This is a genomic window from Pedococcus sp. P2_D9, assembly GCF_056404275.1.
In genome coordinates this window covers 1-24,388 of the sequence record NZ_JBFUEI010000014.1, presented here as the reverse complement: position 1 = coordinate 24,388, position 24,388 = coordinate 1, and the positions used below count along the sequence as shown (strand labels likewise).

The 24,388-nt window shown below is 71.1% G+C and carries 22 protein-coding genes and 1 pseudogene; 7 read left to right on the top strand and 16 right to left on the bottom strand.

Annotated elements, in window-relative coordinates; translation table 11 throughout:
* Positions 1 to 62: 62 nt before the first annotated feature.
* The 8 genes from AC1DXJ_RS18540 to AC1DXJ_RS18505 all read right to left on the bottom strand — a co-directional run bounded on the left by AC1DXJ_RS18540 (position 63) and on the right by AC1DXJ_RS18505 (position 10,458).
* Complete coding sequence (locus tag AC1DXJ_RS18540; protein ID WP_477613879.1) at positions 63 to 2,099, bottom strand: ABC transporter ATP-binding protein; 2,037 nt, start codon at positions 2,097 to 2,099, stop codon at positions 63 to 65.
* Positions 2,096 to 3,832 carry an ABC transporter ATP-binding protein gene (locus AC1DXJ_RS18535; protein WP_477637623.1) on the bottom strand — a complete coding sequence of 579 codons (1,737 nt, stop codon included), beginning with the start codon at positions 3,830 to 3,832 and terminating at the stop codon, positions 2,096 to 2,098. Before AC1DXJ_RS18535 ends, AC1DXJ_RS18540 begins: the two co-directional genes overlap by 4 nt.
* A complete protein-coding gene (locus AC1DXJ_RS18530; protein WP_477637622.1) occupies positions 3,832 to 4,461 on the bottom strand; it encodes a TetR/AcrR family transcriptional regulator in 630 nt (209 codons plus the stop codon). The genes AC1DXJ_RS18535 and AC1DXJ_RS18530 overlap by 1 nt, the downstream gene beginning before the upstream one ends.
* A 133-nt stretch (positions 4,462 to 4,594) precedes the next feature.
* On the bottom strand, positions 4,595 to 6,094 hold the full coding sequence (locus tag AC1DXJ_RS18525; RefSeq protein WP_477637621.1) for a DUF7059 domain-containing protein: 1,500 nt from the start codon (positions 6,092 to 6,094) through the stop codon (positions 4,595 to 4,597).
* Positions 6,091 to 6,804 carry an AIM24 family protein gene (locus AC1DXJ_RS18520; protein ID WP_477613883.1) on the bottom strand — a complete coding sequence of 238 codons (714 nt, stop codon included), beginning with the start codon at positions 6,802 to 6,804 and terminating at the stop codon, positions 6,091 to 6,093. The genes AC1DXJ_RS18525 and AC1DXJ_RS18520 overlap by 4 nt, the downstream gene beginning before the upstream one ends.
* Positions 6,805 to 6,813: 9 nt before the next feature.
* Positions 6,814 to 7,290: a GNAT family N-acetyltransferase gene (locus AC1DXJ_RS18515; protein WP_477637620.1), complete on the bottom strand. Its 477-nt coding sequence runs from the start codon at positions 7,288 to 7,290 to the stop codon at positions 6,814 to 6,816.
* 152 nt (positions 7,291 to 7,442) lie between these two features.
* Positions 7,443 to 9,959 carry a sodium-translocating pyrophosphatase gene (locus tag AC1DXJ_RS18510; protein WP_477613885.1) on the bottom strand — a complete coding sequence of 839 codons (2,517 nt, stop codon included), beginning with the start codon at positions 9,957 to 9,959 and terminating at the stop codon, positions 7,443 to 7,445.
* A gap of 154 nt (positions 9,960 to 10,113) precedes the next feature.
* Entirely contained in the window at positions 10,114 to 10,458 is a 345-nt protein-coding gene (locus tag AC1DXJ_RS18505; protein WP_477613886.1) for an anti-sigma factor antagonist, read from the bottom strand.
* A gap of 85 nt (positions 10,459 to 10,543) precedes the next feature.
* Here AC1DXJ_RS18505 and AC1DXJ_RS18500 point away from each other — a divergent pair, with 85 nt between their 5' ends.
* On the top strand, positions 10,544 to 12,943 hold the full coding sequence (locus tag AC1DXJ_RS18500) for a DEAD/DEAH box helicase (protein WP_477637619.1): 2,400 nt from the start codon (positions 10,544 to 10,546) through the stop codon (positions 12,941 to 12,943).
* A 107-nt stretch (positions 12,944 to 13,050) separates the two neighbouring features.
* Positions 13,051 to 14,070, top strand: a complete 1,020-nt coding sequence (locus AC1DXJ_RS18495; RefSeq protein ID WP_477637618.1) for a hypothetical protein — start codon at positions 13,051 to 13,053, stop codon at positions 14,068 to 14,070.
* 12 nt (positions 14,071 to 14,082) lie between these two features.
* On the opposite strand, the gene AC1DXJ_RS18490 is transcribed toward AC1DXJ_RS18495, so the two are convergent.
* The 8 genes from AC1DXJ_RS18490 to AC1DXJ_RS18455 all read right to left on the bottom strand — a co-directional run bounded on the left by AC1DXJ_RS18490 (position 14,083) and on the right by AC1DXJ_RS18455 (position 20,017).
* A complete protein-coding gene (locus AC1DXJ_RS18490) occupies positions 14,083 to 14,499 on the bottom strand; it encodes an Rv3654c family TadE-like protein (RefSeq protein WP_477633167.1) in 417 nt (138 codons plus the stop codon).
* Positions 14,496 to 14,861, bottom strand: coding sequence for a TadE family type IV pilus minor pilin (locus AC1DXJ_RS18485; RefSeq protein WP_477633166.1), 366 nt, complete (start codon positions 14,859 to 14,861; stop codon positions 14,496 to 14,498). Before AC1DXJ_RS18485 ends, AC1DXJ_RS18490 begins: the two co-directional genes overlap by 4 nt.
* A 14-nt stretch (positions 14,862 to 14,875) precedes the next feature.
* A complete protein-coding gene (locus tag AC1DXJ_RS18480; protein ID WP_477613891.1) occupies positions 14,876 to 15,154 on the bottom strand; it encodes a DUF4244 domain-containing protein in 279 nt (92 codons plus the stop codon).
* A gap of 85 nt (positions 15,155 to 15,239) precedes the next feature.
* Complete coding sequence (locus AC1DXJ_RS18475; RefSeq protein ID WP_477613892.1) at positions 15,240 to 15,740, bottom strand: type II secretion system F family protein; 501 nt, start codon at positions 15,738 to 15,740, stop codon at positions 15,240 to 15,242.
* A 176-nt stretch (positions 15,741 to 15,916) separates the two neighbouring features.
* Positions 15,917 to 16,618, bottom strand: a complete 702-nt coding sequence (locus AC1DXJ_RS18470) for a type II secretion system F family protein (RefSeq protein ID WP_477613893.1) — start codon at positions 16,616 to 16,618, stop codon at positions 15,917 to 15,919.
* Positions 16,615 to 17,742, bottom strand: coding sequence for a TadA family conjugal transfer-associated ATPase (locus AC1DXJ_RS18465; protein WP_477613894.1), 1,128 nt, complete (start codon positions 17,740 to 17,742; stop codon positions 16,615 to 16,617). The genes AC1DXJ_RS18470 and AC1DXJ_RS18465 overlap by 4 nt, the downstream gene beginning before the upstream one ends.
* Positions 17,743 to 17,755: 13 nt before the next feature.
* Positions 17,756 to 18,466, bottom strand: coding sequence for a CpaE-like family protein (locus AC1DXJ_RS18460; protein ID WP_477613895.1), 711 nt, complete (start codon positions 18,464 to 18,466; stop codon positions 17,756 to 17,758).
* 708 nt (positions 18,467 to 19,174) lie between these two features.
* Positions 19,175 to 20,017: a Fic family protein gene (locus AC1DXJ_RS18455; RefSeq protein ID WP_477633163.1), complete on the bottom strand. Its 843-nt coding sequence runs from the start codon at positions 20,015 to 20,017 to the stop codon at positions 19,175 to 19,177.
* 119 nt (positions 20,018 to 20,136) lie between these two features.
* Here AC1DXJ_RS18455 and AC1DXJ_RS18450 point away from each other — a divergent pair, with 119 nt between their 5' ends.
* The 5 genes and pseudogenes from AC1DXJ_RS18450 to AC1DXJ_RS18430 form a co-directional block, all read left to right on the top strand.
* Positions 20,137 to 21,339: a sensor histidine kinase gene (locus tag AC1DXJ_RS18450; protein ID WP_477613897.1), complete on the top strand. Its 1,203-nt coding sequence runs from the start codon at positions 20,137 to 20,139 to the stop codon at positions 21,337 to 21,339.
* Positions 21,340 to 21,349: 10 nt separating this feature from the next.
* Positions 21,350 to 22,162, top strand: coding sequence for a LytR/AlgR family response regulator transcription factor (locus AC1DXJ_RS18445; RefSeq protein ID WP_477613898.1), 813 nt, complete (start codon positions 21,350 to 21,352; stop codon positions 22,160 to 22,162).
* Entirely contained in the window at positions 22,159 to 22,581 is a 423-nt protein-coding gene (locus tag AC1DXJ_RS18440; protein ID WP_477613899.1) for a hypothetical protein, read from the top strand. The genes AC1DXJ_RS18445 and AC1DXJ_RS18440 overlap by 4 nt, the downstream gene beginning before the upstream one ends.
* A 31-nt stretch (positions 22,582 to 22,612) precedes the next feature.
* Positions 22,613 to 24,139 (top strand): sodium/solute symporter, encoded by a 1,527-nt coding sequence (locus AC1DXJ_RS18435; protein ID WP_477637617.1) that lies wholly within the window; start codon positions 22,613 to 22,615, stop codon positions 24,137 to 24,139.
* Between the two features lie 128 nt (positions 24,140 to 24,267).
* A pseudogene (locus tag AC1DXJ_RS18430) lies at positions 24,268 to 24,388 on the top strand (IS481 family transposase); the annotation flags it as partial.

Below are 24,388 nucleotides of genomic sequence, written 5' to 3'. Positions count from 1 at the left end.
CAACCTAGGGCGTATGCCGCGAATCAGCACCCGGGCGCACGCCGCCACCAGCCAGGGCTGGCTCAGACCTTGGCGCCCGCCAGGTCCGGCGCGGGGGCCTCGCCCGTGTCGACGTCCACGGCCGCACCGCTGAACTGCGCGGCATACAGCTCCGCGTAGGCGCCACCCCGGGCGAGCAGCTCGTCGTGTGAACCCTGTTCGACGATCTGGCCGTCGCGCATCACGAGGATCACGTCGGCGTCGCGGATGGTGGAGAGCCGGTGCGCGATCACGAAGCTGGTGCGGTCGTGCCGCAGGGCCGACATCGCCTTCTGCACGAGCAGCTCGGTGCGGGTGTCGACCGAGCTGGTCGCCTCGTCGAGGATGAGCAGCGCCGGGTCGGACAGGAACGCCCGCGCGATGGTGATGAGCTGCTTCTCGCCCGCGCTGATGTTGCCGCCCTCGGCGTCCAGCACCGTGTCGTAGCCGTCGGGGAAGGAGTGCACGAACCGGTCGACGTAGGTCGCCGTGGCGGCGGCCAGCACCTCTTCCTCGCTGGCGCCGGGCCGGCCGTAGGCGATGTTCTCGCGGATGGTGCCGCCGAACAGCCAGGTGTCCTGCAGGACCATGCCGATCTCGTTGCGCAGGTTGTGCCGCGTCAGGTCGGTGATGTCCACCCCGTCGAGTGTGATCCGGCCGGAGTCCAGCTCGTAGAACCGCATGATGAGGTTGACCAAGGTGGTCTTGCCGGCCCCGGTCGGCCCGACGATGGCCACCGTCTGACCGGGCTCGACGGTGAGGTCGAGGTGCTCGATGAGGGGGTTGGCCGGGTCGTAGGAGAACGACACGTCCTCGAACTGCACCCGTCCGTGCGGGTCCTCCAGAGTCGTCGGCTCCGCTGCGTCGGGGCGCTGCTCGGGAGCGTCCAGGACGTCGAAAACCCTTTCGGCAGAAGCCACCCCGGACTGGAGCAGGTTCGCCATCGACGCCACCTGGGTCAGCGGCTGGGTGAACTGCCTCGAGTACTGGATGAACGCCTGCACGTCACCGAGGCTCATCGACCCGCTCGCCACGCGGAGCCCGCCGACCACCGCGATCACGACGTAGTTGAGGTTCCCGATGAACATCATCGTCGGCATGATGATGCCGCTGATGAACTGCGCGCCGAAGCCGGCGTCGAACAGGTCGTCGTTCTTGGTCCGGAAGGCGGCGCGCACCTCGTCCTGCCGGCCGAAGACCTTGACCAGCTGGTGTCCCGTGAACGTCTCCTCGACGATCGCGTTCAGCTCACCGGTGCTCTTCCACTGCTGCACGAAGTGCTTCTGTGAGCGCTTGCCGATCGTGGCCGTGACGAACATCGAGACGGGGATGGTGACGAGCGCGATCAGGGCGAGCAGCGGCGAGATGTAGAGCATCATCCCGACCATCGCGACCACCGTGAGAAGCGACGTCAGCAGCTGGCTCATCGTCTGCTGCAGGCTCTGCGCCACGTTGTCGATGTCGTTGGTGACGCGGCTGAGCAGCTCACCGCGCGGCTGCGCGTCGAAGTACTGCAACGGCAACCGGTTGAGCTTGTCCTCCACGTCGCGACGCAGGATGAAGATCGTGCGGTTGACGGCGCCGGTGAGGATCCAGCCACTCGCCCACGACAGCACGCTGGCCACGGCATAGAGCGCGAGCACGAACAGCAGGACCCGACCGACAGCACCGAAGTCGATCCCCGAACCGGGCACGAGGTGGGGCATCCTGGCGACCATGTCGGCAAAGGTGTCGTCGCCGCGCGCGCGCAACGCCTCGACGACCTGGTTGCGAGTAGCGGTGGGGGGCAACGACTTCCCGACCACACCTGCGAAGATGAGGTCCGTCGCCTTGCCGAGGATCTTGGGCCCCACGGCGTTCAGGGCGACGCTGCACACGGCCAGCGCCAACACGGCATACAGGGCTGCCCGCTCGGGGCGGAGCAGGGACAGCAGTCGCTTGGCCGAGGGGCCGAAGTTGCGAGACTTCTCCGACGGCAGGCCGATCGACATCGGCCCCCGCCGCTGGGCGGCGTTCGCCACCGGACCGCGCCGCGCCTCCGCAGCCTTCTCCTCCTCGGTCTTCACACCCTCCGAGCTCATGCCGCCACCTCCTCTGCAGATCGCTGCGACTCGACGATCTCGACGTACGTCGGGCACGTCTCGAGCAGTTCGTCGTGGCGGCCCGCGCCGACCACCAAGCCGTCGTCCAGGACGACGATGTGGTCGGCGTCGATGATGGTCGAGACCCGTTGTGCCACCACGATCACCGCCGTGTGCCGGGTGACCGGCTTGAGTGCCGACCGCAGCCTCGCGTCGGTGGACAGGTCGAGGGCCGAAAAGCTGTCGTCGAACAGGAACACCTCGGGCCGGGAGACCAGCGCCCGCGCGATCGCGAGCCGCTGGCGCTGCCCACCCGAGACGTTCGTGCCGCCCTGGGCGATCAGCGCGTTCAGGCCCTCGGGCATGGCCCGCACGAAGTCGTCCGCCTGGGCGATGCGCAACGCCTCCCACAGCTCGTCGTCCGTGGCGGCGGAGTCGCCGTAGCGCAGGTTGGAGGCGACCGTACCGGTGAAGAGATAGGGCTTCTGGGGCACCAGTCCGATCCGTGACCAGACGTCCTCGAGCGTCGCGTCCCGGACGTCGACCCCGCCGAGGCGGACGGACCCGCCGGTGACGTCGTAGAGCCTGGGGATCAGGGACAGCAGGGTCGACTTGCCGGAGCCGGTGCTGCCGATGATGGCGGTCGTCCGCCCTGGTTCGGCGGTCAACGAGACGCCTTGCAGGACAGGCACATCCGCGCCGGGGTAGCAGAACTCGACGTCGCGGAGCTCGACACTCGTCCCCGTGCGGGGGATCGCGATCGGCCTGGAGGGCTGGACGACGGTCGAGTCGGTGTGGAGCACCTCCGTGATGCGTCCCGCCGAGACCGCAGCGCGGGGGATCATCATCGACATGAACGTCGCCATCATGACCGACATGAGGATCTGCATCAGATAGCTCATGAAGGCGGTCAGCTCGCCGATCTGCATCTGGCCGTTCTCGACGCGGTGCGACCCGAACCACAGGACCGCTACGGTCGAGGCGTTGAAGATCAGCATCACGATCGGGAAGACCAGCGCCATCAGCCGGCCCACGGCGAGCGCGGTGCCGGTGTACTGGGTGTTGGCCTCGGCGAACCGGGCCCGCTCGTGGTCCTCGCGGACGAACGCCCGGACCACCCGGATGCCGGTGATCTGCTCGCGCAGGACGCGGTTCACCCAGTCGACCGACTCCTGCATGAGCCGGAAGTTCGGGATCATCCTGCGGATCACCAGCGCCACGGACAGCGCCAGGGCCGGCACGGCGACGGCGACCAGCCACGACAGCCCGACGTCCTCGCGCAGCGCCATGATGATGCCGCCGACCATCATGATGGGAGCCGACACCATCATCGCCGCACCCATGAAGACGACCGTCTGCACCTGGGTGACATCGTTGGTGTTGCGCGAGATGAGCGTCGGGGCGCCGAACCGCGACACCTCCTGGGCGGAGAAGTCGCCCACCCGCGCGAAGATCCCGGCGCGCAGGTCGCGGCCGAGACCCGCGGCGGACCTCGCCCCCAGGTAGGTCGCGGCGACGGTGGCGACGATCTGCACCAACGAGACGGCGAGCATCCATCCGCCGGTCCTGACGATGTAGCCGGTGTCGCCCTTGGCGACGCCCTCGTCGATGATCCGGCCGTTGAGGCTGGGCAGGTAGAGCGAGGCCATGGTGCCGACGAGCTGGAGCCCCACGAGGAAGGCGACCAGGCCCTGGTAGGGCTTCAGGTAGTCACGAATGATCCGGATCAGCACTACTTCTTCCCCCTGGAGGTGGGCGACGTGGTCGCGGTGGTCGGGCGGGCGAGGGCGCCCTCGAGGACGACGTCGACGAGCTCGGCCGCCGTGGAGTCCTGGCCGTCGAGCATCGGGTGGACGCTGGAGAGCGTCAGCATCCGCAGGTAGCCGATGAAGTTCTTGACCGGGATGCGCAGCAGGGCGACATCGTCACCGATGAGGGAGGTGAAGGCCTCGTCGAGCTCGGCGGTCCCCTCCTGGCGGCGCCGCAGCGCCTTCGCGTCCATCGGGCGGTGCAGCGGTTGGCCGGACGACTGCAGGACGCTCATCAGGGCGAAGATGCCCTGCAGGTGCTTCTGCATGACGGTGACCGCGGCGGCAAGGCGTTCGCGCAGGGGCAGGTCGCGGTCCACGGCGGCCAGCTCGGACTTCACGGCGGCCGTGTCGAACGCCTCGTGGACGCACGCGTGGATGATCTCGTCCTTGCTCTCGAACACCCGGAAGATCGTTCCCTCGGCGATCCCCGCGGCCTTGGCGATCTCCCGGGTGCTGATCCCCCGGCCCTTGTCCCGCAACAGCGGGATCGTGGCGGAGATGATCGAGGCCCGGCGGTCCTCGGGGGCCATCGCGGGGGCGCGTGGTGACATGAGGATCAGTATGAGTGAGTGAGCACTCACTCACAACAGGGTTTCCCACCTGCACAAACGGCCCCGCCCATGACGAATGTCCCAGAGGTCACTCACTCGCGAGCCCCCCGCCGGCCCCGGAAGCGGGCCGTCGTCAGACGAGCAGGCCGTCGGCGACGAGCTCGCGCAGCAGCGGGACCGCCGAGGCGCGCACCTCGCCCACGTCGGAGCCGAGCAGCTCGGCGATCGCCGCCACGGCTGCGTCGGCAGGCAGCGTCCCGTCGCACACGCTGACCAGCGCCGCCCCCACCGTGTCGAGCCGGACCGCCCGGCGCAGCCCGCCACCCTGGCGCAGCAGGATCACCGACGGGTCCTCGGCACCGGGCCGGCCGTGCCGCTCCTCGGTCACGTCGTCGGCGCAACGCCACGCGACGGCCAGGACCTCGTCGTCAGTGTGCTCGGCCAGCCACGTGCGTGCCCGCAGTCCGGACAGGACGTGCGGACCCATGGGTGCGGCCACCGGACCGGTCGCCTCGGTCAGCTCGACGAAGGGACTCCGCTCCTCGAGTGGCCGCTGCAGGGTGATCACCCCGAAGCCGATCGCACTCACGCCGCGCGACGCGAAGTCGTCGAGCCACGCGGCATACATCGTCGCGAACTCGGTCGTGGCGCTGTGGTGACCCCCGTCGCGGGACCAGGTCTCGGCGTACTGCGCCGGGTCCTGCACGTCGCGCTGGACGATCCAGGCATCGAGTCCGGTGCCGGCGACCCAGCCACGCACCCTGTCACGCCAGTCGGCCTCACCGACGACCTCCCAGTTGCCGAGGAACTGCGCCACCCCACCGGGTTCGAGATGGGCCCCGATGGAGCGCACGAGGTCGGCGACGACCGCATCGCCGGCCTGCCCGCCGTCGCGGTACTCGAACAGCGGGACGTCTGGAGTCCGCGGCGTGATGACGAACGGCGGGTTGCTGACGATGAGCCCAAAGCGTTGTCCTGCAACGGGATCCAGCATCGAACCCTCGACGACTTCCCACTCGCACTCGTTGAGCAGTGCGTTGAACCGGGCGTAGTCCAGCGCCCGCGTCGAGATGTCGGTGACCGTGACCTGCCTCGCGTGCGCGCCCAGGTGCAGGGCCTGGACCCCGCATCCCGTGCCGAGGTCGAGGGCTCGCTCGACAGCCGGCCGCGGCGTCCAGGACGCCAACGTCGTCGACGCACCGCCGATCCCGAGGACGTGGTCCTCTCGCAGGGGCGCCCGGGTCTGCAGCTCGGTGAGGTCGGAGGCGATCCACCACGCGTGGTCGTCGTCGCCGTAGGGCCGCAGGTCGCACGTCGAGACGACGCCCGGCCCCTGCGGTGCCACCAGGCGCAGCGACGTCGCACCGGACAACCCCAGGGTGGGGAGAGCGGCCGCCGCCTCCTCGCTGTCGACGGCGTCTCCCAGCGCGAAGAGGCGCACCAGGGTCGCGAGCGGGGTGCCGACGTCGACGGTGACCCGCTGCGCGGGCAGCACCTGCTCCCGGGCGAGGGCCGCTGCCGCGAGTGGTCCCAGCAGCTCACCGACCGCCTCGACCGTGTATGCCGCGGCGACCAGGTCGGCCCGCAGGCGGGCGACCAGCTCGGCGTCGGCGCGCGGTGTGGGGGTGGTCATCCGTCGAGCAGGCCGCCGAGGTTGAACCCGCCTCCGCCGCCACCGCCCTGGGCCGCGGGCGGCGTCCACTCGCTTGGTTGGACCACGACGAAGCCCGGCCCGGAGAAGGCGTACTGGAAGGCCTCGCCCGAACCACCGCGCAGCATCGAACGCACGTTCATGCTCGACACCACCTGAGGCACCAGGTTGGCCGACCAACCCACACAGGCCTGCACGTCGACGTAGGTGGGCTGCTGGCTGCAGTCGAGGATCACCGGTTGCCCGACCGTGTGGATCGCGACCGTCCCGGTGCCGTGGAGGGTGGTGTTGAACAGCCCGCCGCTGAGCATGCCGGCACCCTGCACCCGCTTGATGTCCCACTCGATGGTGGAGTCGAAGGCCAACAGGTTGCGGGCGTTGACCGACAACGCGTCGCCGGTGAGGTCGATGAGGAAGACGAAGCCCGCCTCGGACGCGAAGAAGACGTCGCCCTCCCCCGAGACCCGCATCAGCGAGACGTCCTCGCCGGTCACGACCTTCTTGAAGAGCTTGCCGACGCTGCCTGCCTTCTCGTGGTCGAAGCGGATCTGGCCCTGGTAGGACACCATCGCTCCCTTGACGGCGAGGACGTCGCCACCGAGGTGGACCCGCAGCATCTGGGGGTTCTGCAGCGCGAACCGCTGCTGCGCCTGGACTTCGAGGTTGGCCTGGTCAAAGAGCGGACTCTGCATGGCCCCAGCCTAGGATGCGGGCCGGTCCGTCGACAGGCGATAGGCGTACCAGGTGTCGCGTTGGGCCCCCAGCCCGTCGTAGAGCCGTTGGGCGGTCTCGTTGTCCGGCGCGGTCTCCCACGCCAGCCAGCCCGCCCCGCGGTCGGCTGCGAGCCGACGACACGCCTCGATGAGCCCCGCACCCACTCCCCGACCACGGGCCTGCTCCGTGACGAACAGGTCCTCCATCACCGCCAGCGGCTGGGCGAGGGTGGTGTCCCAGGTCCAGAGCATCGTGGCGTGGCCGAGCGCCTGACCCGAGCCCTCGCGAGCGATCAGCTGGGTGCCGCCCGCACCCTCGTCGAGGAAGGCGGCGGCCATCGCGCGCAGGTCCTCGTCGGCCGGGTTGCTCTCGTAGAACGTGCAGTACGCCCGCATCAGGGGCAGCAGGTCGACCAGGTCGTCGGTGGTGACCTGCGAGATGTGGAACGAGCGCTGCGGGTCCATGGCGCGACCCTACGCGCGGTCGTGAGCACGCGGCATACCCCGGCTGCTTCCGGGCGAGTGGCCGATTTCCCGGGGGCGACGGAAAAGGCCGGCTCACCCAGGTGGGTGAGCCGGCCCGTCCGTTCCAGCAGGCGTGGGTATGCCGTGTCGAGCTAGCGCTTCGCCGGCTCCTCGACCGAGTCAGCAGCGTCGGCAGCGTCGGTGGCGTCGTCGACTGCCTTGCCGGGAGCGGTCTCGGCCTCCCCCGAGTCGGGCGCGGCTGCGTCGAACCTCGCGGCAGCCTCACCGTCTCCGTCGCCACCGATCGCCAGGTCGCGTGCCTTGGACACGGCGACCGCGGCGATGACGATGATGATCGCGGCGGCAGCGATGCCGTAGCGGACCACGTTGTTCTTGTCGTCGCCGATCGAGAGGGTGACGACCGCCGGGGCGATGAGCACCGAGACGAGGTTCATGACCTTGATCAGCGGGTTGATGGCCGGACCGGCGGTGTCCTTGAACGGGTCACCGACGGTGTCACCGATGACGGTGGCCGCGTGGGCGTCGCTGCCCTTGCCACCGTGGGTGCCGTCCTCGACGATCTTCTTCGCGTTGTCCCACGACCCACCGGAGTTGGCGAGGAACACGGCCATCAGGCAGCCGGTGCCGATCGCACCGGCGAGGAAGCCGGCCAGCGGCCCGATGCCGAGGCCGAAGCCGACGGCGACCGGGGTGAGGGCGGCGAGCAGACCCGGCGTCGCGAGCTCACGCAGCGAGTCCTTGGTGCAGATGTCGACCACGCGGCCGTACTCGGGCTTCTCGGTGTAGTCCATGATCCCGGGGTGCTCGCGGAACTGGCGGCGCACCTCGAAGACGATGGCGCCGGCGGCGCGGGTCACCGCGTTGATGGCCAGTCCGGAGAACAGGAACACGACGGCCGCGCCGAGCAGCAGCCCGACCAGCACGCTCGGGGTGACGATCTGCAGGTCGAACGGCGCGGCGGCCTTCTGGAGGGTCGAGGAGAACTGCGCCTGCGCGGCCTCCTGGGTCAGGGCGCCACTCTGGACCTTGGCCATCAGGTCGGTCTGGGTCTTCTGCTGAAGGGCCGTGAAGATGGGCTCGAACTTGGCCTTCCAGGCGTCGGAGTAGGAGCCGAAGAGCGCGGTGGCCGCCAGCACGGCGGTCGCGATCGCGATGCCCTTGGTGATCGCCTTGGTGGTGTTGCCCACTGCGTCGAGGTCCGTGAGGATCTGCGCGCCCTCGCCGTCGACGTCGCCGGACATCTCGGCGATGCCCTGGGCGTTGTCGGAGACCGGTCCGAAGGTGTCCATGGCCACGATGACGCCCACCGTGGTCAGCAGACCACAGCCGGCCAGCGCGATGAGGAACAGCGACAGGACGACCGAGCCACCGCCGAGCAGGAACGCTGCGTAGACGGCCGCGCCGATGATGACCGCCGTGTAGACGGCCGACTCCAGGCCGACGCCGATGCCCGACAGGACGACCGTGGCCGCGCCGGTGAGGGAGGTGCGGGCGACGTCCTTCGTGGGGCGCTTGTCGGTGCCCGTGAAGTAGCCCGTGAGCCACAGGATGACCGCGGCCAGCACGATGCCGATGATCACGGCGAGAACCGCCGAGCGACGCGGGTCGCCGGTGAGGGCGGCAATCGTCTCGTCGGCGGAGCCGAGCCCCTTGAACGTGTCGGGCAGGTAGACGTACGCGGCCACGCCGGAGAGCACGGCGGCGATGACGGCCGAGATGTAGAACCCGCGGTTGATCGCCGAGAGGGCGTTCTCGCCGGGCTTGACCCGCGTGATGAAGACGCCGATGAGGGCGGTGACCGCACCGATGGCCGGCACGATCAGCGGGAAGACCAGGCCGTAGGTGCCGAAGGCGGCGGAACCCAGGATGAGCGCGGCCACCAGCATCACGGCATACGACTCGAAGAGGTCGGCGGCCATGCCGGCGCAGTCGCCGACGTTGTCGCCCACGTTGTCGGCGATCGTCGCGGCGTTGCGCGGGTCGTCCTCGGGGATGCCGGCCTCGACCTTGCCGACGAGGTCGGCGCCTACGTCGGCGGCCTTGGTGAAGATGCCACCGCCGACACGCATGAACATGGCGAGCAGGGCGGCGCCGAAGCCGAAGCCCTCGAGCACCTTGGGGGCGTCGCCCTGGTAGAGCAGGACCACGACGGAGGCGCCCAGCAGGCCGAGGCCCACGGTCGCCATGCCGACGGTGCCACCGGTACGGAAGGCGATCCGCATACCCGAGTCGCGGTCGCCGCCGCGGGCGGCGGACGCGACCCGGACGTTGGCCTTGACGGCCAGGCTCATGCCGAGGTAGCCGATGGCGGCGGAGAACAGCGCGCCGACGACGAAGAACGCGGACCGACCCCATCGAACCTCGGAGGTGTCGGCGGGAAGCAGGAGCAGCAGGCCGAAGACCAGGACGATGAAGACGCTCAGGGTCTTGAACTGGCGGGCGAGGTACGCCTGGGCGCCTTCTTCCACGGCAGCGCCGATTTCCTGCATCTTCTCGGTGCCGGGGTCGGCCGCCAGAACCTGCTGGCGGAAGAACACACCCATGACCAGCGCGATGATCGCAATGGCGAGCACGGCGAAGACCAGGGTGAGATTGGTGCCGTCAAGCTGCAGGTCAGCAGCGGTGGCGGCAGGCGCAAGGCGCGACATTCCATCCTCCTCGATGGGGAATCATTCAGGACCGCCCAAGGGCACGCCACGACGGCGCACCACAGAGGGGACGTTGCAGGCGAGGGTAATGCACGTCACAGGGTATGTGACGCCGCGTGAGCAGGGTCACAGAGAATTCATCACGCCGACTTCGTCAGACGTTCGACGCCTCGGAGGCCTCGTCGACCGTGGGGTAGATGTGGAAGACCTTGTCCAGACCGGTGATCTTGAAGACCTTGAGGATCCGCTCCTGGGCACTGACGATGCGCAGGGTGCCGTTCTGACCACGCACGAGCTTGAGCCTGCCGACGAGCACGCCGAGGCCCGTGGAGTCCATGAAGGTGACCTTCTCGAGGTCGACGACGAGGTCGGTGCGACCCGCAGCCACCTGCTTGTCGAGCACTTCGCGGAGCAGCGGAGCGGTGTAGACGTCGATCTCGCCCGCCACGTGGACGATCGTCACGGCGCCCTGTTCGCTGCTGGAGACCGACAGGTCCACGCTCACCCCTTCTGTTGCCATCGCTGGTGCCATCACTGGTGAGCAGACGGGTGCACCGTCTGCCCTCGGGATTACGGTAGCGGCAATGTCCACCTCTGGTCCCACCGCACCCGATTCCGCCGGGACGAGCCGTGCTCCGTTCGACCCCGAGTCGGTGCTGGCCGGGCTCGCCTCGGGAGTGCGAGCCGAGCGGTTGCTGCACGTGCACGAGGTGCCCGCGCGGGCCGCATCGCTCGCTGACTGGCCCACCTGGGTCGACCCCAGCGTGTATGCCGYGTGCGCCGGCGCCGGGGTCACCTCCCTCTGGTCCCACCAGCGGGAGGCCGCCGACCTGGCCCACGACGGGTCGCACGTGGTCATGGCGACGGGCACCGCGTCGGGCAAGAGTCTCGGCTACCTCCTACCCGTGCTGTCCGCCGTGGTGGAAGGGGCGCTGGCGCCGTCGGGTCGCGGAGCGACAGCGCTCTACCTGTCCCCCACCAAGGCCCTCGCAGCCGACCAGCTCGCCCGGGTGCAGGCGATGGCCGTGCCAGGGGTGCGGGCCGCGACCTATGACGGTGACACCGCGACCGAGGAGCGTCGCTGGATCCGCGACCACGCCCACTTCGTGCTGACCAACCCCGACCTCGTGCACCACTCCCTGCTACCCCTGCACGAGCGGTGGGCGCCGTTCCTGCGGGCGCTGCGCTACGTCGTCATCGACGAGTGCCACACCTACCGGGGAGTCTTCGGCTCCCATCTCGCGGCGTTGCTGCGTCGTCTGCGCCGCGTGTGCGCACGCTACGGCTCCTACCCCACCTTCGTGCTCGCCTCGGCGACGGTGCGCGACCCGGCGGCCCACGCCTCCCGCCTCGTCGGTATGCCGGTCGCGCCCGTCACGGAGGACGGCTCACCTCGTGAGGCAATGACCTTCGCCCTGTGGGAACCGGGACTCCTCGGAGAGGGTGCGGGTCGCCGGTCGGCCACCTCCGAGGCGGCCGACCTGCTCGCGAGCCTGGTCTCCGGGCGGGTGCAGACGGTGGCCTTCGCCAAGTCCCGCGCCGGGGTGGAGGCCCTGGCGACCAGCGCCCGCCGGACGCTGATGGAGGTGGAGCCCGCGCTGGGAGGTGCGGTCGCGGCATACCGGGGCGGTTATCTGCCGGAGGAGCGCCGCGCGCTCGAGCGATCGCTGCGCTCGGGGGCGATCGTGGGACTCGCGGCGACCAACGCGTTGGAGCTGGGGATCGACATCAGCGGACTCGACGCCGTGCTGCTCGCCGGGTGGCCCGGCACGCGAGCGTCGTTGTGGCAGCAGGCCGGGCGCGCCGGGAGGGCGGGGACCCGGTCGCTGGCGATCTACGTCGCAGCCGACGACCCGCTCGACACCTATGTCGTGCACCATCCCGACGTGGTCTTCGGACAACCGGTGGAGGCCACTGTCCTCGACCCCGACAACCCGCACGTCCTCGGGCCGCACCTCGCCGCCGCGGCGGCCGAGCTGCCCTTGCGGGAGGCGGACCTCGCGATGTTCGGCGACCAGGCACGCGGGCTCGTGGACGCCCTGGTGGCGCGCGGGATCCTCCGGCGGCGACCGAGCGGCTGGTACTGGGCACGCACCGACCTGGCCTCCGACCACGTGTCGCTGCGGGGAGCCGGCGAGGTCGTGGGGATCGTCGACCAGCGCACCGGCCGGGTGCTGGGCACCATCGACGAGGCGTCGGCGCACACGCAGGTGCACACGGGGGCGGTGCACGTGCACCAGGGCGACAGCTATGTCGTGACCGACCTCGACCTCGAGCACGGGACGGCGACCGTCGTGAGGGGCGACCCCGGGTGGAGCACGTTCGCGCAGTCGGTGAGCGCGTTCGACATCATCAGTGCGCAGCGCAGCGTGGACTGGGGGCCGGTGCGGGTGTCGTTCGGGACGGTGCAGGTGCACACGCAGGTGACGTCCTTCCTGCGGCGGCTGGCCAGCGGCGAGGTGATCGGGACCCACCCGCTCGACCTGCCGCAGCGCACCCTCAGCACCCGCGCGGTGTGGTGGACCATGCCGGTCGAGTGGCTCGAGGCGGCCGGCGTGGGTGAGCCTGACATCCCTGGTGCCGCCCATGCTGCCGAGCACGCGGGGATCGGCATGCTGCCTCTGGTGGCGACCTGCGACCGGTGGGACATCGGGGGCGTGTCCACCGCCCTGCATCCTGATACCGGGCTGCCGACGATCATGGTCTATGACGGGCACCCCGGGGGTGCAGGCTTCGCCGAGCGCGCGTTCGACTCCTTCGAGCTCTGGCTCGACTCGACTCTCGAGACGGTCCGCTCTTGCCGCTGCGAGAGCGGCTGCCCCGCCTGCGTGCAGTCGCCGAAGTGTGGCAACGGCAACGAACCGCTCGACAAGGCCGGGGCCGTGGCACTGTTGCGGGCGGTGCTGGCCCACGCGCCACGGGGGTCCGATCGACGCCAGGTCCAGCTGCCGGCCGCGTCCGCCCTCGGCAAGGAACGGACGTGACGAAAGGGGCAAACCCGCAGGCCAGCGGCTAGGGTCGAAGCGAAGGGTGCCCCCGCACCCTTCGGACGGTGCACCACGCACCCTTGATGTGTCGGAGGTTTCGACCCGTGATCGTGTTCGGACTGATCCTTGTTCTGCTCGCCCTCGCCGCGGGTGTCGTGCTCTTCCTGGCGACCGACTCGCTCACCTCGCCGGTAGACATGGAGCTCTCCGGCTACCACTGGGGAATGACCCCGCTGGCCATGCTCGCCACCGGCGCCGTGGCGATGCTCCTCCTCGTCCTCGGCCTGGCGATGATCCGGGGAAGCATCAAGCGCAGACGCCGTCCAATCCGTGAGGCCAAGGACGCCGAGCGTCAGGCCAAGCTCGAGGAAAGCATTCGCGCCGACGAGCGGGCCCGCGCCGAGGAGACCCACCAGAGCGCCCTCGCCGAGCGGGACCGCATCCGGGACGAGGAGTTCCAGACCCGCCTGGCCGACCATGACCGCGAGCGCGACAGCGAGCTGTCCTCGCGTGAAGAGGAGTTCGCCTCCCGCGAGAAGGCCAGCGAGGAGCGGGTGCGGGCAGACGAGCGCCGCAAGGTCGAGCAGGAGTTCGCCTCGCGGACGGCTGCTGCAGGTGCGGGCGCGGCGGGAGCTGCTGGTGTCGGGGCCGCCGCCACTGGGGCTGGTGGGCCGCGCGGTGCCCGCGACGCGGACGCTGCACCCACCGCGACCTACGCAGGCGCGGGGACGACCGACACCGACGCCACGACTGGCCGCCACTCGTCCGATGCCGAGCCGGACAGCGTGACTCCGGACGGGCGGACCCAGTCCCAGACCGGGACCGAGACTGAGACCGGGGCCGCCACCGGGACCGCCACCGGGACCAGTACCGCCGACTCCACCCAGGTGCTCGAGCGGGACAGCGGCGACACGGTTGCCGGTGACTCACGCGACGCGCACGTGTCCGATGCCCAGACCGCTGGCACTCCCGACACGGCCGGCGAGCGGACCGACGACCGGACCGAGCGGGCGGACGACGAGACCTCGAACGACAGGCCCGCCGCGGCGGACGACTCGGCGCACCCGGGCCACCGCACGGTGGCCGACAAGATCATGGGTCGCGACCCCGCGCCCCGCGACTGACCGCGAACACCATCACGGCGACGGCCCAGCACGGGCCGTCGCCGTCGTGGTCCCGGCCACCAGTCCCGGCAGCGAGAAGCCCGCTGTCACCCTGGCCCTCACCGTGACCGAACCGTCCCCCGCCACGAAGCACCCCTGAGGCCGCGCGCCGTTCCTCGCCGTGATCGATGCCCCGGCGGTGCAGGCCGCCCGTGGATCTGCCCCAGCCTGCAACGCCTGCGACGCCGCCAAGGCGCCGAGGTCGGCGGCGGACCGCGCACGGTGGGTGGCGACGACGGCACTCGACAGGGCCAGCGCGCCCACGATCAGGACGAAGGCCACCCCCACGGCCGCCACGACGACCACCGTCACCCCGCCGATCTCCCCGCGACCGTGTCGGCCGAGCCCACGTCCGCCGAGCTCACCTCGGCCGAACCCACGCCGGCTCATGGCAGGGCCTCCGACCCGAGCGGGGCATCACTGGAGTCGACGTCCTCGCGCGCAGCCACCGCCTGACCCGTCGGGGACGCCCCTGACCCCAGCCACCGCAGTCCCGGGGACGGAGCTCCCCGAACCACGACCCAGACCTCCCGGTCGGAGCGCGTTACGGAGAAGGCGGCCCGCGGAGGCGCGAGCCGGTGCCCCACCTCGAGGGCTGCCGCCTCATCGTCTCCGCGAGCGAGGGCTCGCGCCGTGGCGCGCGCGGCGTCAACACAGCGCACCTGGTCGGTCACGGTGGTGATCGCCGACAAGGCCACGACGAGCACGAGGACCAGGGCGGGGATGGCGCAGGCGAACTCGGCCGTCGCCATCCCGCCCTCGCGTCCTAGCCCGCCGACCCGAGCGCGGTGGCGATCACGGACGCCAGGGCGGACTTGACGGCCCCCGACCGCACGACGGCGAGCAGGACGGCGGCAAAGGCGCACGCGGCGAGCGTGCCGACGGCATACTCCGCCGTGGTCATGCCTGCTTCGGTGTGCTGACGAAGCGTCGAAACTCGTTGAACCAGTTTGCATTTCACGCTGACTCCTTGGTGGTAGGTCGGGCACTGCGCCCTGTTCCAGCCGAGTTCAGCGCGTCTGCGCACCCCCCGCCAGCACTGCATCTCAGGCCTGTGCACGCGAAGCCAGGGCGGGTACGCCTGTGGACAGTCCCGGCCACGCAGGCCCCGTATCCGAGGCGATGGCGGATCACGATGCTCCCGACAGGACACCCGAGGCGAGGTTCAGGACGACGGGGACGACTGCCGTGCAGGCGAAGGCCGGCAGGAAACCCAGCCCCAGGGGCAGCACGAGCAGCACTCCGGCGCGAGCCGCCGCCCGCTCGCGCTCGCGTTCGCGCTCCTCGCGAAGCCGTGCAGCCGCCCTGTCGATGAGTGCTGCCGGGGCCGCCCCCGTCTGTTCGGACATGTGGGTCGCCAGCGCAGCCGGCCGCCAGCCCGGTCCCGCGTAGGACCACGCTTCGCGGGCAGGACGTCCCCAACGCAGTGCTGCGACGACCGCCGCCAGCTCGCCGCGCACCCGACCGGTCGACGCCGCCTGGACCTGGTGCAGGGCCTCGACCAGCGGGAGGCCAGCGCGAAGGGCCAGGCTGATGAGGACCAGCGCATCGGCCACTTCGTCCGACGACGCGAGGTGGCGCCGTCGGGTGGGTCTCCGGTCGCGGAAGAAGGCGACGGTCGGCCAAGCCACGATGCCCGTCGACGCATGGTGCCGATCCCCTCCCGGCCCTCCTTGCCGTCCAAGCCCTCCTTGCCGTCCAAGCCCTCCTTGCCGTCCAAGCCCTCCTTGCCGTCCAAGCCCTCCTTGCCCAGACCGGCTCGGCCACAAGGCCGTGGCCAGCCCGACCAGGAGCAGGGCGAGCAGCGTCATGTCGCCCGACGGAGGATCCGGCGACTCCACCACCAGGCCCCGGCGGCCAGGGACAGCCCGAGCACGAGACTGCCTGTCGCGGCGGGCGACGAGAAATAGAGTGCGCCAGGATCCACCCCGACCGCTGCACCGACGAGGGGACCGCTCGCGGGTAGCAGGCACAACACGGCCATCGAGGCTCGCGGGCCTGCGGCGGCGCTGGCGAGCCGCTGTCGTCCGCGCTCCCGCGCCCGCAGGACTCCCTCACACGAGTCGAGCGCCTCGGCCAGCGGCGCCCCGGTCCGTTCGCTGAGAGCCCAGGCTCGCCCCACGAACTGTAGATCGGCGCTGCCCTGGGATTGGGCGTGACGCAGCCACACCTCGGCCGCCGGCGCGCCCGCCCGCGTCGCCTCGACGAGGTCTCGCACCAGGCGGGCGAGCACGGGGTCGTCGGCGCAGCTCGGCTCGGCCGCAGCCAGAGCAACCGCTGGAACGACCCCGGCACGCAGAGGGGCAGCGACGGCCGCGACGAGCTCGGCGAGAGCCGCGTCGAAGGCCACTCGACGAGACCCACGGCGCCATCCGCGGCTGCGAGCGACGCCGGCGGGTCGGATCTCGTCGCCTCCCTGGCCGCCCTCCCGCATGGGCAGATGACTGCGGGAGACGGGCCACAAGGTCGCGGCGGCGACCAGCAGTCCGGCCATCAGGGCGATCCTCACACCCGTCCTCCGGTCAGGGTGGCCAGCCGGGCCCATCCGGGGCCCTGCCGTCCGGAGGCGACGTCCAGCGCGAGGTCGCAGACCGTCTCGTCGCCGGTCCACCTGATCACCGACAGGGAGGCGACCCGCCGCCCTCTCACGCCGCGTTCGACGTGCACCACCGCTTGCACCGCGCTGGAGAGCTGGGTCTGCACGGCGTCCCTCGGCATCGCCGCGAGCGCACCGAGTGCATCGAAGCGGCGTGGCACGTCCGCAGGCGCGTTCGCGTGCAGGGTGCCGCAGCCACCCTCGTGGCCGGTGTTGAGGGCCGCGAGCATCTCGCGCACCTCAGCCCCACGCACCTCACCCACCACGAGCCGGTCGGGTCGCATGCGAAGGGCCTGCCGGACGAGGTCCACGAGCCCCACGGCGCCCTGACCCTCGATGTTGGGTCCACGACCCTGGAGCCGCACGACGTGAGGATGGGCCACGGCCAGCTCGCGGACGTCCTCCACGACGACGATCCGCTCCGCCTCGGGCACCTCGGCCAACATGGCCGCGAGCAGGGTGGTCTTGCCGCACCCGGTCCCACCGCTGACGACGAAGGAGCAGCGGCCGAGCACCAGGCCGCGCAGCAGCTCCTCGACCGCACCATCGAACATGCACCGAGCCCGCAGTGCCCCCAGCCCGACCCCGGAAGCACGAGGCACCCGCAGGCTCACGTGGGGGCCGCCGTCGACCAGCGGCGGGAGGATCGCGTGCAGCCGGATGCCGCTGGGCAACAGGCCGTCCACCCACGGCTGGCTCTCGTCCAGTCGTCGCCCGGCAAGCCCCGCGAGCCGCACGGCCAACCGTCGCGCTGCCGACGGTTCGAGGTCGACATCGGCCCGTTGCACGCCACCCCTCCCCCGGTCGAGCCACACCGAGCCGTCACCGTTGACGAGGACGTCCGTGACGTCGGGGTCGGCGACACAGGCCTCCAGGGGGCCGAGTCCAAGGACCTCGGAGGCCAGCACGCTGCGCGCGGACTCCACGCCCCCGTCGCCGAGTCGGGCAACGTCGGCCGCGGCGACATCGGTCACCGCAGCCGAGTCTGGTCCTTGGCCACGGCGGATCCGGTCCACGATCAGAGCCTCCTGGCTCATCGGCCCACCGTCCTCACGCGCCCACCGGGTGCTCGGACCGGGCGTCCGGCGCCCCGGCTCCCAACAGTGAGTCGGCCAGGGCCGACAGCACCCCCGAGGAACGACTGCCCGGAGTACGACCGCGGTCCGCGTCGGCCGCGATCCGCGAGTCATCGCGAAGCGTCCCCACCAGGGGCAGGTCGAGGTGGACCGCCACCTCCTCGGGGCCGACCGGGTCGCCTCGACCCGTCCTCACGACGAGGACCGCAGGACGACCGAGCTCGTGGACCACCTCGGCCAAGGTCATCGCGTCCGCGAGGTGGCGCGAGGACGTACCCACCACAACCACCAGCTCCGTGCACCGGTTCGCCAGCCACAGGGAGCAGCCGAGGTCGACCACGGCCACACCACAGACCCGCGCCAGGGCCGCCACCGCGGCGCCCACCACGTCATCGCTCAGCCCCGGGTAACCACCGGAAAGGACTCTGGTCGTCGCCTCACTGGGCAGGGCCCGCAGCAGCGCTGCTCCGTCGAGTGCACCCTGCGCTGCCGCCAGGTCTGGCCAGCGCAGGCCGGGCAGGTGCTCGAGGCAGGCCGTCACATCCAGGGCACCGCCGTCGGGCGCTCCGTCGATGGCCACCGTGGCGCCCACGCGCGGACCGGCGCGCACCGCGAGCGCGACAGCCAGGGTCGACACCCCCAGCCCGCCTGACGCGCCGATCACGCCCATCACCCTGTGGTCCATGCCCGTCAGCCTGGGCCTGCGCATTCACCGGAGCCACCACCACGTGGCGTCCTGTGGACCCATCCGCCAGGCGTGTCGCCGCTGTGGACGAGCGCAGCCACCACGGCGCCGTTCCGGCGCACCTGAGAAGCCTTGCACAAGGCAGGGTTGGCAGAGGCTGCCTTGCAGGAGGCTGCATTGAAGGAGGAAAGGGGACGGCCCCGGTCGGGGGGACAACCGGGGCCGTCGACGCGCCAAGCTCCGGGGGGGAGGAGCCGGTGCGCCGATCCGCTCTACCCACAAGGGGGAGCGGACGTCTTCATGGTGGACCATTTACCCTTCAACCGCAACTCGATCCGGCGCGTTTCGGGGCGAGTTTTGGCGTGGCGTCGCAGCGACAGACGCCCATCGCGCGCAAACCGCCACGAACCGAAGGATGGCACCCCGCGCAGCGGGGTGCCATCGCACCGTGATCCGCCACGGGTTACCAGGCGTGCATTCTGTAGTTGTCGCACCGGGACAAGCCCGTCACGATCGGTCCACCAGTGGACTGCCCGCGCGTGGGTGCCCGATGGAGTCACGGTGGTCGTCGGCCTCACGACCGTCGACTTGCCTCCATGTGTACCCCCGCTCCGGGGCAAAGGAAAGCCTTGACTTCCGGACGAAGCAGGAAATCCAATACGTCGGGCGAAGCAGGAATCCAACACGTCTCGTGTCCCCACGAACGGGTCAGGTGAGCCGCCCCGCACGCACCGCGTCGCAGATCTGTTCGCCTTGCGCCGCGCCCGCCACGATGGCGTCGGCGCAGTGCCCGATCCACAGTCCCAGCCCCTCCGGACTGCCGGTTCCGTATGCCGCGAGCGCGCCGAGGTAGGCCGGCCCGCCTTGGGTGGCGTGACCGGCTTCGGTGACGACGACCCCGGTGGGGTCGAGCCCGGTGGCCTGCACCAGGGCGCGCTCGACGGCCCGCGCCACGACGCCGTTGCCGCGAACGAAGGGGCGCAGGGTCGCGATCTCCGCGTGGGCCAGCGCCGCGACGACCAGGGCCGGCACCGCGGAACCTGCCGTCATCACACCGACCAGGAGCTCGAGCCGGTCACGCAGCTCGCTCGCACCCGTGGCCGCCCCTAGGTCGAGGAGCTCCGCGCTGGACTCCCCCTCGATCCGGGGCCGACCCAGCTGGTGGTCCGGGAGGAGGCCCGAGGCTGCGGCGACGTGCAGCCTCGCCAGGGCCTGGAGGGGGGCGCTGGCGACCATGCTCCGCACGTGCTCGCTCTCGGCGGTGGCGGTCACCGCTCCGCGGGCCACGCGTTCGACGGGGTCGGGCTCGAGCGGCCACTGGGCTGCGCCGCGCATGACGTCACGCACCAGGTCGAGCGGCACCGTCGCGCCCTCCAGCGCCGCGCTGGCCTGGGCACCTCGCACCCGCGACTCGGCCGCAGCCTCGGGGATGCGGCGTCGCAGCGCCTCGTGCCAGCGCAGCCGCTCACACGCCTCGCGGGCGGCTGCGATCTTCTCCGGGACCCCGGGCAGGTCGGCGAGGGGGCGAAGCGAAGCGATGACGTCGACCACGGGGAGCAGCCTAGGCGTTGGCCGATCCGCTCCGAGCCCGCGATCAGGCCCTGCGCTCGTGATGGCGCTCAGGCCGGCGATCCGGCTCGGAGGCCACGACTCCGCCTAGAGTGCGCGATGTGTCGGGCAGCTTCAACCTCCCCACCGCGATCTTTGTCGCGGGCGCCATGGTGCTGGTCTACGCCCTGGTGCGGCTGGTGCGTCATGGCCGCAACGCCGCCCGGGGTTTCGTCTCCGAGGTCGACCACGCCACGCACGCCACGCTCCACACCGCCTCGATGGCAGCCCGCCACCTGCAGGACGGCCTGACGGCCGAGGGCACGACCAAGGCCGCCAAGCACCTGCGCGAGCTCCTGGGGTCCCCGGGGGTGGCCGTCTGCGATGCGAGCGGGCTGCTGGCCTGGGACGGAGCGCCGGAGCACCACGCCGCCGACGCACCAGGACACGCGGAGGAGGTGCTCCGCACCGGGCGAACCATCGTCCTGCGGGCCGGCCAGGTGCAGTGCCCCGACCCCGACTGCCCCGCCAGGACGGCCGTGATCGCGCCCGTGGTCACCGGTGAACGCGTGGTCGCCGCCATCGCGGCATACGGTCCGCACGCCTCGGCCGGTCTCGCCCGGGCGACGGAGGAGGTCGCGGGGTGGATGGCCACGCAAGCCGAGCTCGCCGACCTCGGCCACCAGCGCACCCGCACGATGGAGGCCGAGCTGCGCGCGCTGCGCGCCCAGATCAGCCCCCACTTCATCTACAACTCACTGGCGGCCATCGCCTCCTTCGTACGGACCGACCCCGAGCGCGCCCGTGAGCTGTTGCTGGAGTTCGCCGACTTCACGCGGTACGCCCTGCGCCGGGGAGGTGCGTTCACCACGCTGGCCGAGGAGCTGCGCAACGTGGAGCGGTACCTCGTGCTCGAGCAGGCGAGGTTCGGCGACCGGCTGCGGATCTCGTTGTTGATCGCCCCGGAGGTGCTGCCCGTGACGGTGCCCTACCTGGCGATCCAGCCCCTCGTCGAGAACGCGGTCCGGCACGGGCTGGCCTCGAAGGAGGGCGGTGGCCACGTCAGCATCTCCGCGAGCGACGAGGGCGCCGAGGCCGTCATCACCATCGAGGACGACGGGGTGGGCTCGGACCCGCAGGCGATCAGGAGCGTGCTCGACGGCGGGGCGGAGGGCGACAACGTCGGGCTGGGCAACGTCGATGCGCGCCTGCGGCAGGTCTACGGCGACGACTTCGGCCTCGTGGTCGAGACCGCGCCCGGAGCCGGGACGAAGGTCACATTCCGGGTGCCCAAGTACGCCCCCGGGGTCCATCCCACGTCGTAGGCTCTCCCCCATGGCTGGCGCGCCCTCCGCCGACCCGGAGCCCCGCCGCCCGCAGGACGCCACCGTCGGCCCCGCGGGCGCAGCGCTGCGCGCGCTCGTCGTGGACGACGAAGCCCCTGCGCTCGAGGAGCTCAGCTGGCTGCTGCGCCAGGACCACCGCATCGCCGAGGTCATGACGGCCTCGAGCGGGGCCGACGCGCTGCGTTCGCTCGACGGCGGCAACATCGACGTCGTCTTCTCCGACATCTCCATGCCCGGGCTCGACGGCATGGAGCTCGCGCGGGTCATCGCGAGGTTCGTGGAGCGGCCCCAGGTCGTCTTCGTCACGGCCCACGACCAGCACGCCGTCGACGCGTTCGCCATCGACGCGACGGACTACGTCATGAAGCCGGTCCGGGCCGATCGCCTCGCGGAGGCAGTGCGTCGCGTCGTGGCGGCCGCCGACCCCGGGTCCGGGACCGCTACCGCGGCCGCCCCTGAGGACGAGACGATCGCCGTCGAGCTCGGCGGGGTCACCAGGTTCATCACCAGGAGCCAGATCCGCTACGCCCAGGCGCAGGGCGACTACGCCAGGCTGCACACCGAAGCCGGGTCCCACCTGGTGCGCATCCCACTCAGCACGCTCGAAGAGCGTTGGGCAGCAGCAGGATTCGTGCGCATTCACCGCAGCACCCTCGTGTCGCTGGCCCACATCAGGGAAGTTCGGATGGAGCACGGTCGCTGCAGCGTCGTCCTCGAGGGCGCGGAGCTCCAGGTCAGCCGACGACACACCCGCGAGCTGCGCGACCGCCTGCTCAGGGCCACCCCGCGCGTCACGTCGTGACCGGACCCGGCGACCAGGGACCGGACGCCGCGCCGGCGCAGCCCCACGGTCCGGCGCCCGTCCGCGTCCGGGTCACCAGCACCCGTCGCGACGCACCGACGCGGCGCGACCTGCGACCGCTCACCCGTGACATCGATGAACAGAGCACGCTGGGGGAGGTCTACATGGCCGGCCTGATGTCCGCCCAGCTGCGCCTGGCCCTGAGGGTGCTGGCGTTCGGGGCCGTCGGACTCGGCGGCCTGCCCCTGGTGTTCCTGCTGGTGCCGGCGACCCGCACGATGGCCCTGGGCCGCGTCCCACTGCCCTGGTTGGTCCTCGCGTTCGTCGTCTACCCGGTGGCGATCATCGTAGCGCGCTACTACGTGCGGGCGTCCGAACGGATCGAGGCGGAGTTCTCCCACGTCGTCCGGCGTCGCTGATGGACGCCGACCACCGGGCAGAGGAGGCGTCGTGAACCCGGCCTACGGGGTCGTCGCCATCGTCCTCATCTGCACCGTGACGCTGGCGATCGGCGCGTTCGGTCTGCGCCTGTCGAGAACGACGAGCGACTTCTACGTCGCCGGACGCACCGTGACCCCCTACCGCAACGCCAGTGCCATCGGTGGTGAATACCTTTCCGCGGCAAGCTTTCTCGGCATCGCCGGGTTGGTCTACACCAATGGCCTGGACATGCTGTGGTTCCCCGTCGGATACACCGTCGGCTACGTCGTCCTCCTCGTCCTCGTCGCCGCACCGTTGCGCCGCTCGGGCGCCTACACGCTGCCCGACTTCGCCGAGGCCCGGCTCGAGAGCACCGTGATCCGCAAGCTCTGCTCCGTGCTCGTCGTGGCGATCGGCTGGCTCTACCTCCTACCCCAGCTCCAGGGCGCGGGGCTGGCCCTGGCGACGGTCACCGGTGCCCCCACCTGGGTCGGCGGCCTGGTCGTCGCCGTCGTCGTGGTGGCCAACGTGGCGGCAGGGGGTATGCGGTCGATCACCCTCGTGCAGGCCGTCCAGTACTGGATCAAGCTGACCGCCATCGCCGTCCCGGCCTTCGTCCTGCTCGGTGTATGGCTGGGCGATGGCGCGCCCTCCCCCGCCATCGCCGAGAAGACCGCCTGGGCCGAACCACTGAACGGCCTTGCAGGACAAGGCCATCCGGTCTACGCGACCTACAGCCTGCTGCTGGCGCTCGCCCTCGGCACCATGGGCCTGCCGCACGTGCTGGTGCGGTTCTACACGAACCCCGACGGCAAGGCTGCACGACGCACCACCCTGACAGTGGTCGCCCTCCTCGGCGCCTTCTACCTCTTCCCGCCCCTCTACGGCATCCTCGGCCGCGTCTACATCCCCGAGCTGCCGGGGGGCACGGCTGCCGACACCCTCGTCCTGCGGCTGCCCGGGGCGATCGTCCCGGACGGGCTCGGTGAGGTGCTCTCGGCGGTGCTTGCAGGGGGCGCCTTCGCCGCGTTCCTGTCGACGGCGTCGGGTCTGACCATGTCGGTGGCCGGCGTGATCGACCAGGACCTGCTGCGCAGACGGCTCGGCCGGATGACCGGCGACGACTTCACCGTGGCACAGGGCTTTCGGCTCGCGACGGTCCTGTCGGTCATCGTCCCGTATGCCGCGTCGAGACTGATCGAGCCGGTCGGCCTCGCGACCATGGTGAGCCTGGCGTTCGCGGTGGCCGCGTCCACGTTCTGCCCCCTCCTGGTGCTGGGATCCTGGTGGCGCGGCCTCAGCACCGTGGGAGCAGCAGCCGGCCTCGTGGTCGGCGGGACCCTGGCTGCCGTCGCGGTGGCCATCACGATCTTCGCCGGCCCGGTCCCGGGCTGGACCGGGGCGCTGCTCGGCCAGCCGGCGGCCTGGACGATCCCGATCTCCTTCGCCACCGCGGTCGTCGTGTCCCTCGCGACTCCGGGTCGCATCCCCCGGCACACCTCTCGCACCATGGTGCGGCTGCACACCCCCGAGGACCTGGCCCTCGACCGAGACTGAGCTAGCTGTACTGACCCGAGACGTTGGTTGAGTGGGTGTGATCCGCTGATCTGATCAGTGGCGCGGGGAGGGCCTCCCGCGGTGGAGTGGAACTGCCTAGGTATCCGCTCACAAAACAGGAGGCCCTCGTGTCCCACGCTAACGCTGCCCTGACCCCTCGTGTCCGGCTCAAGGTCGCCAAGTTGGTGGTCGACCGCCACGTCCCGATCAGCGAGGTCGCGGCCCGGTTCCAATGCTCATGGCCAACGG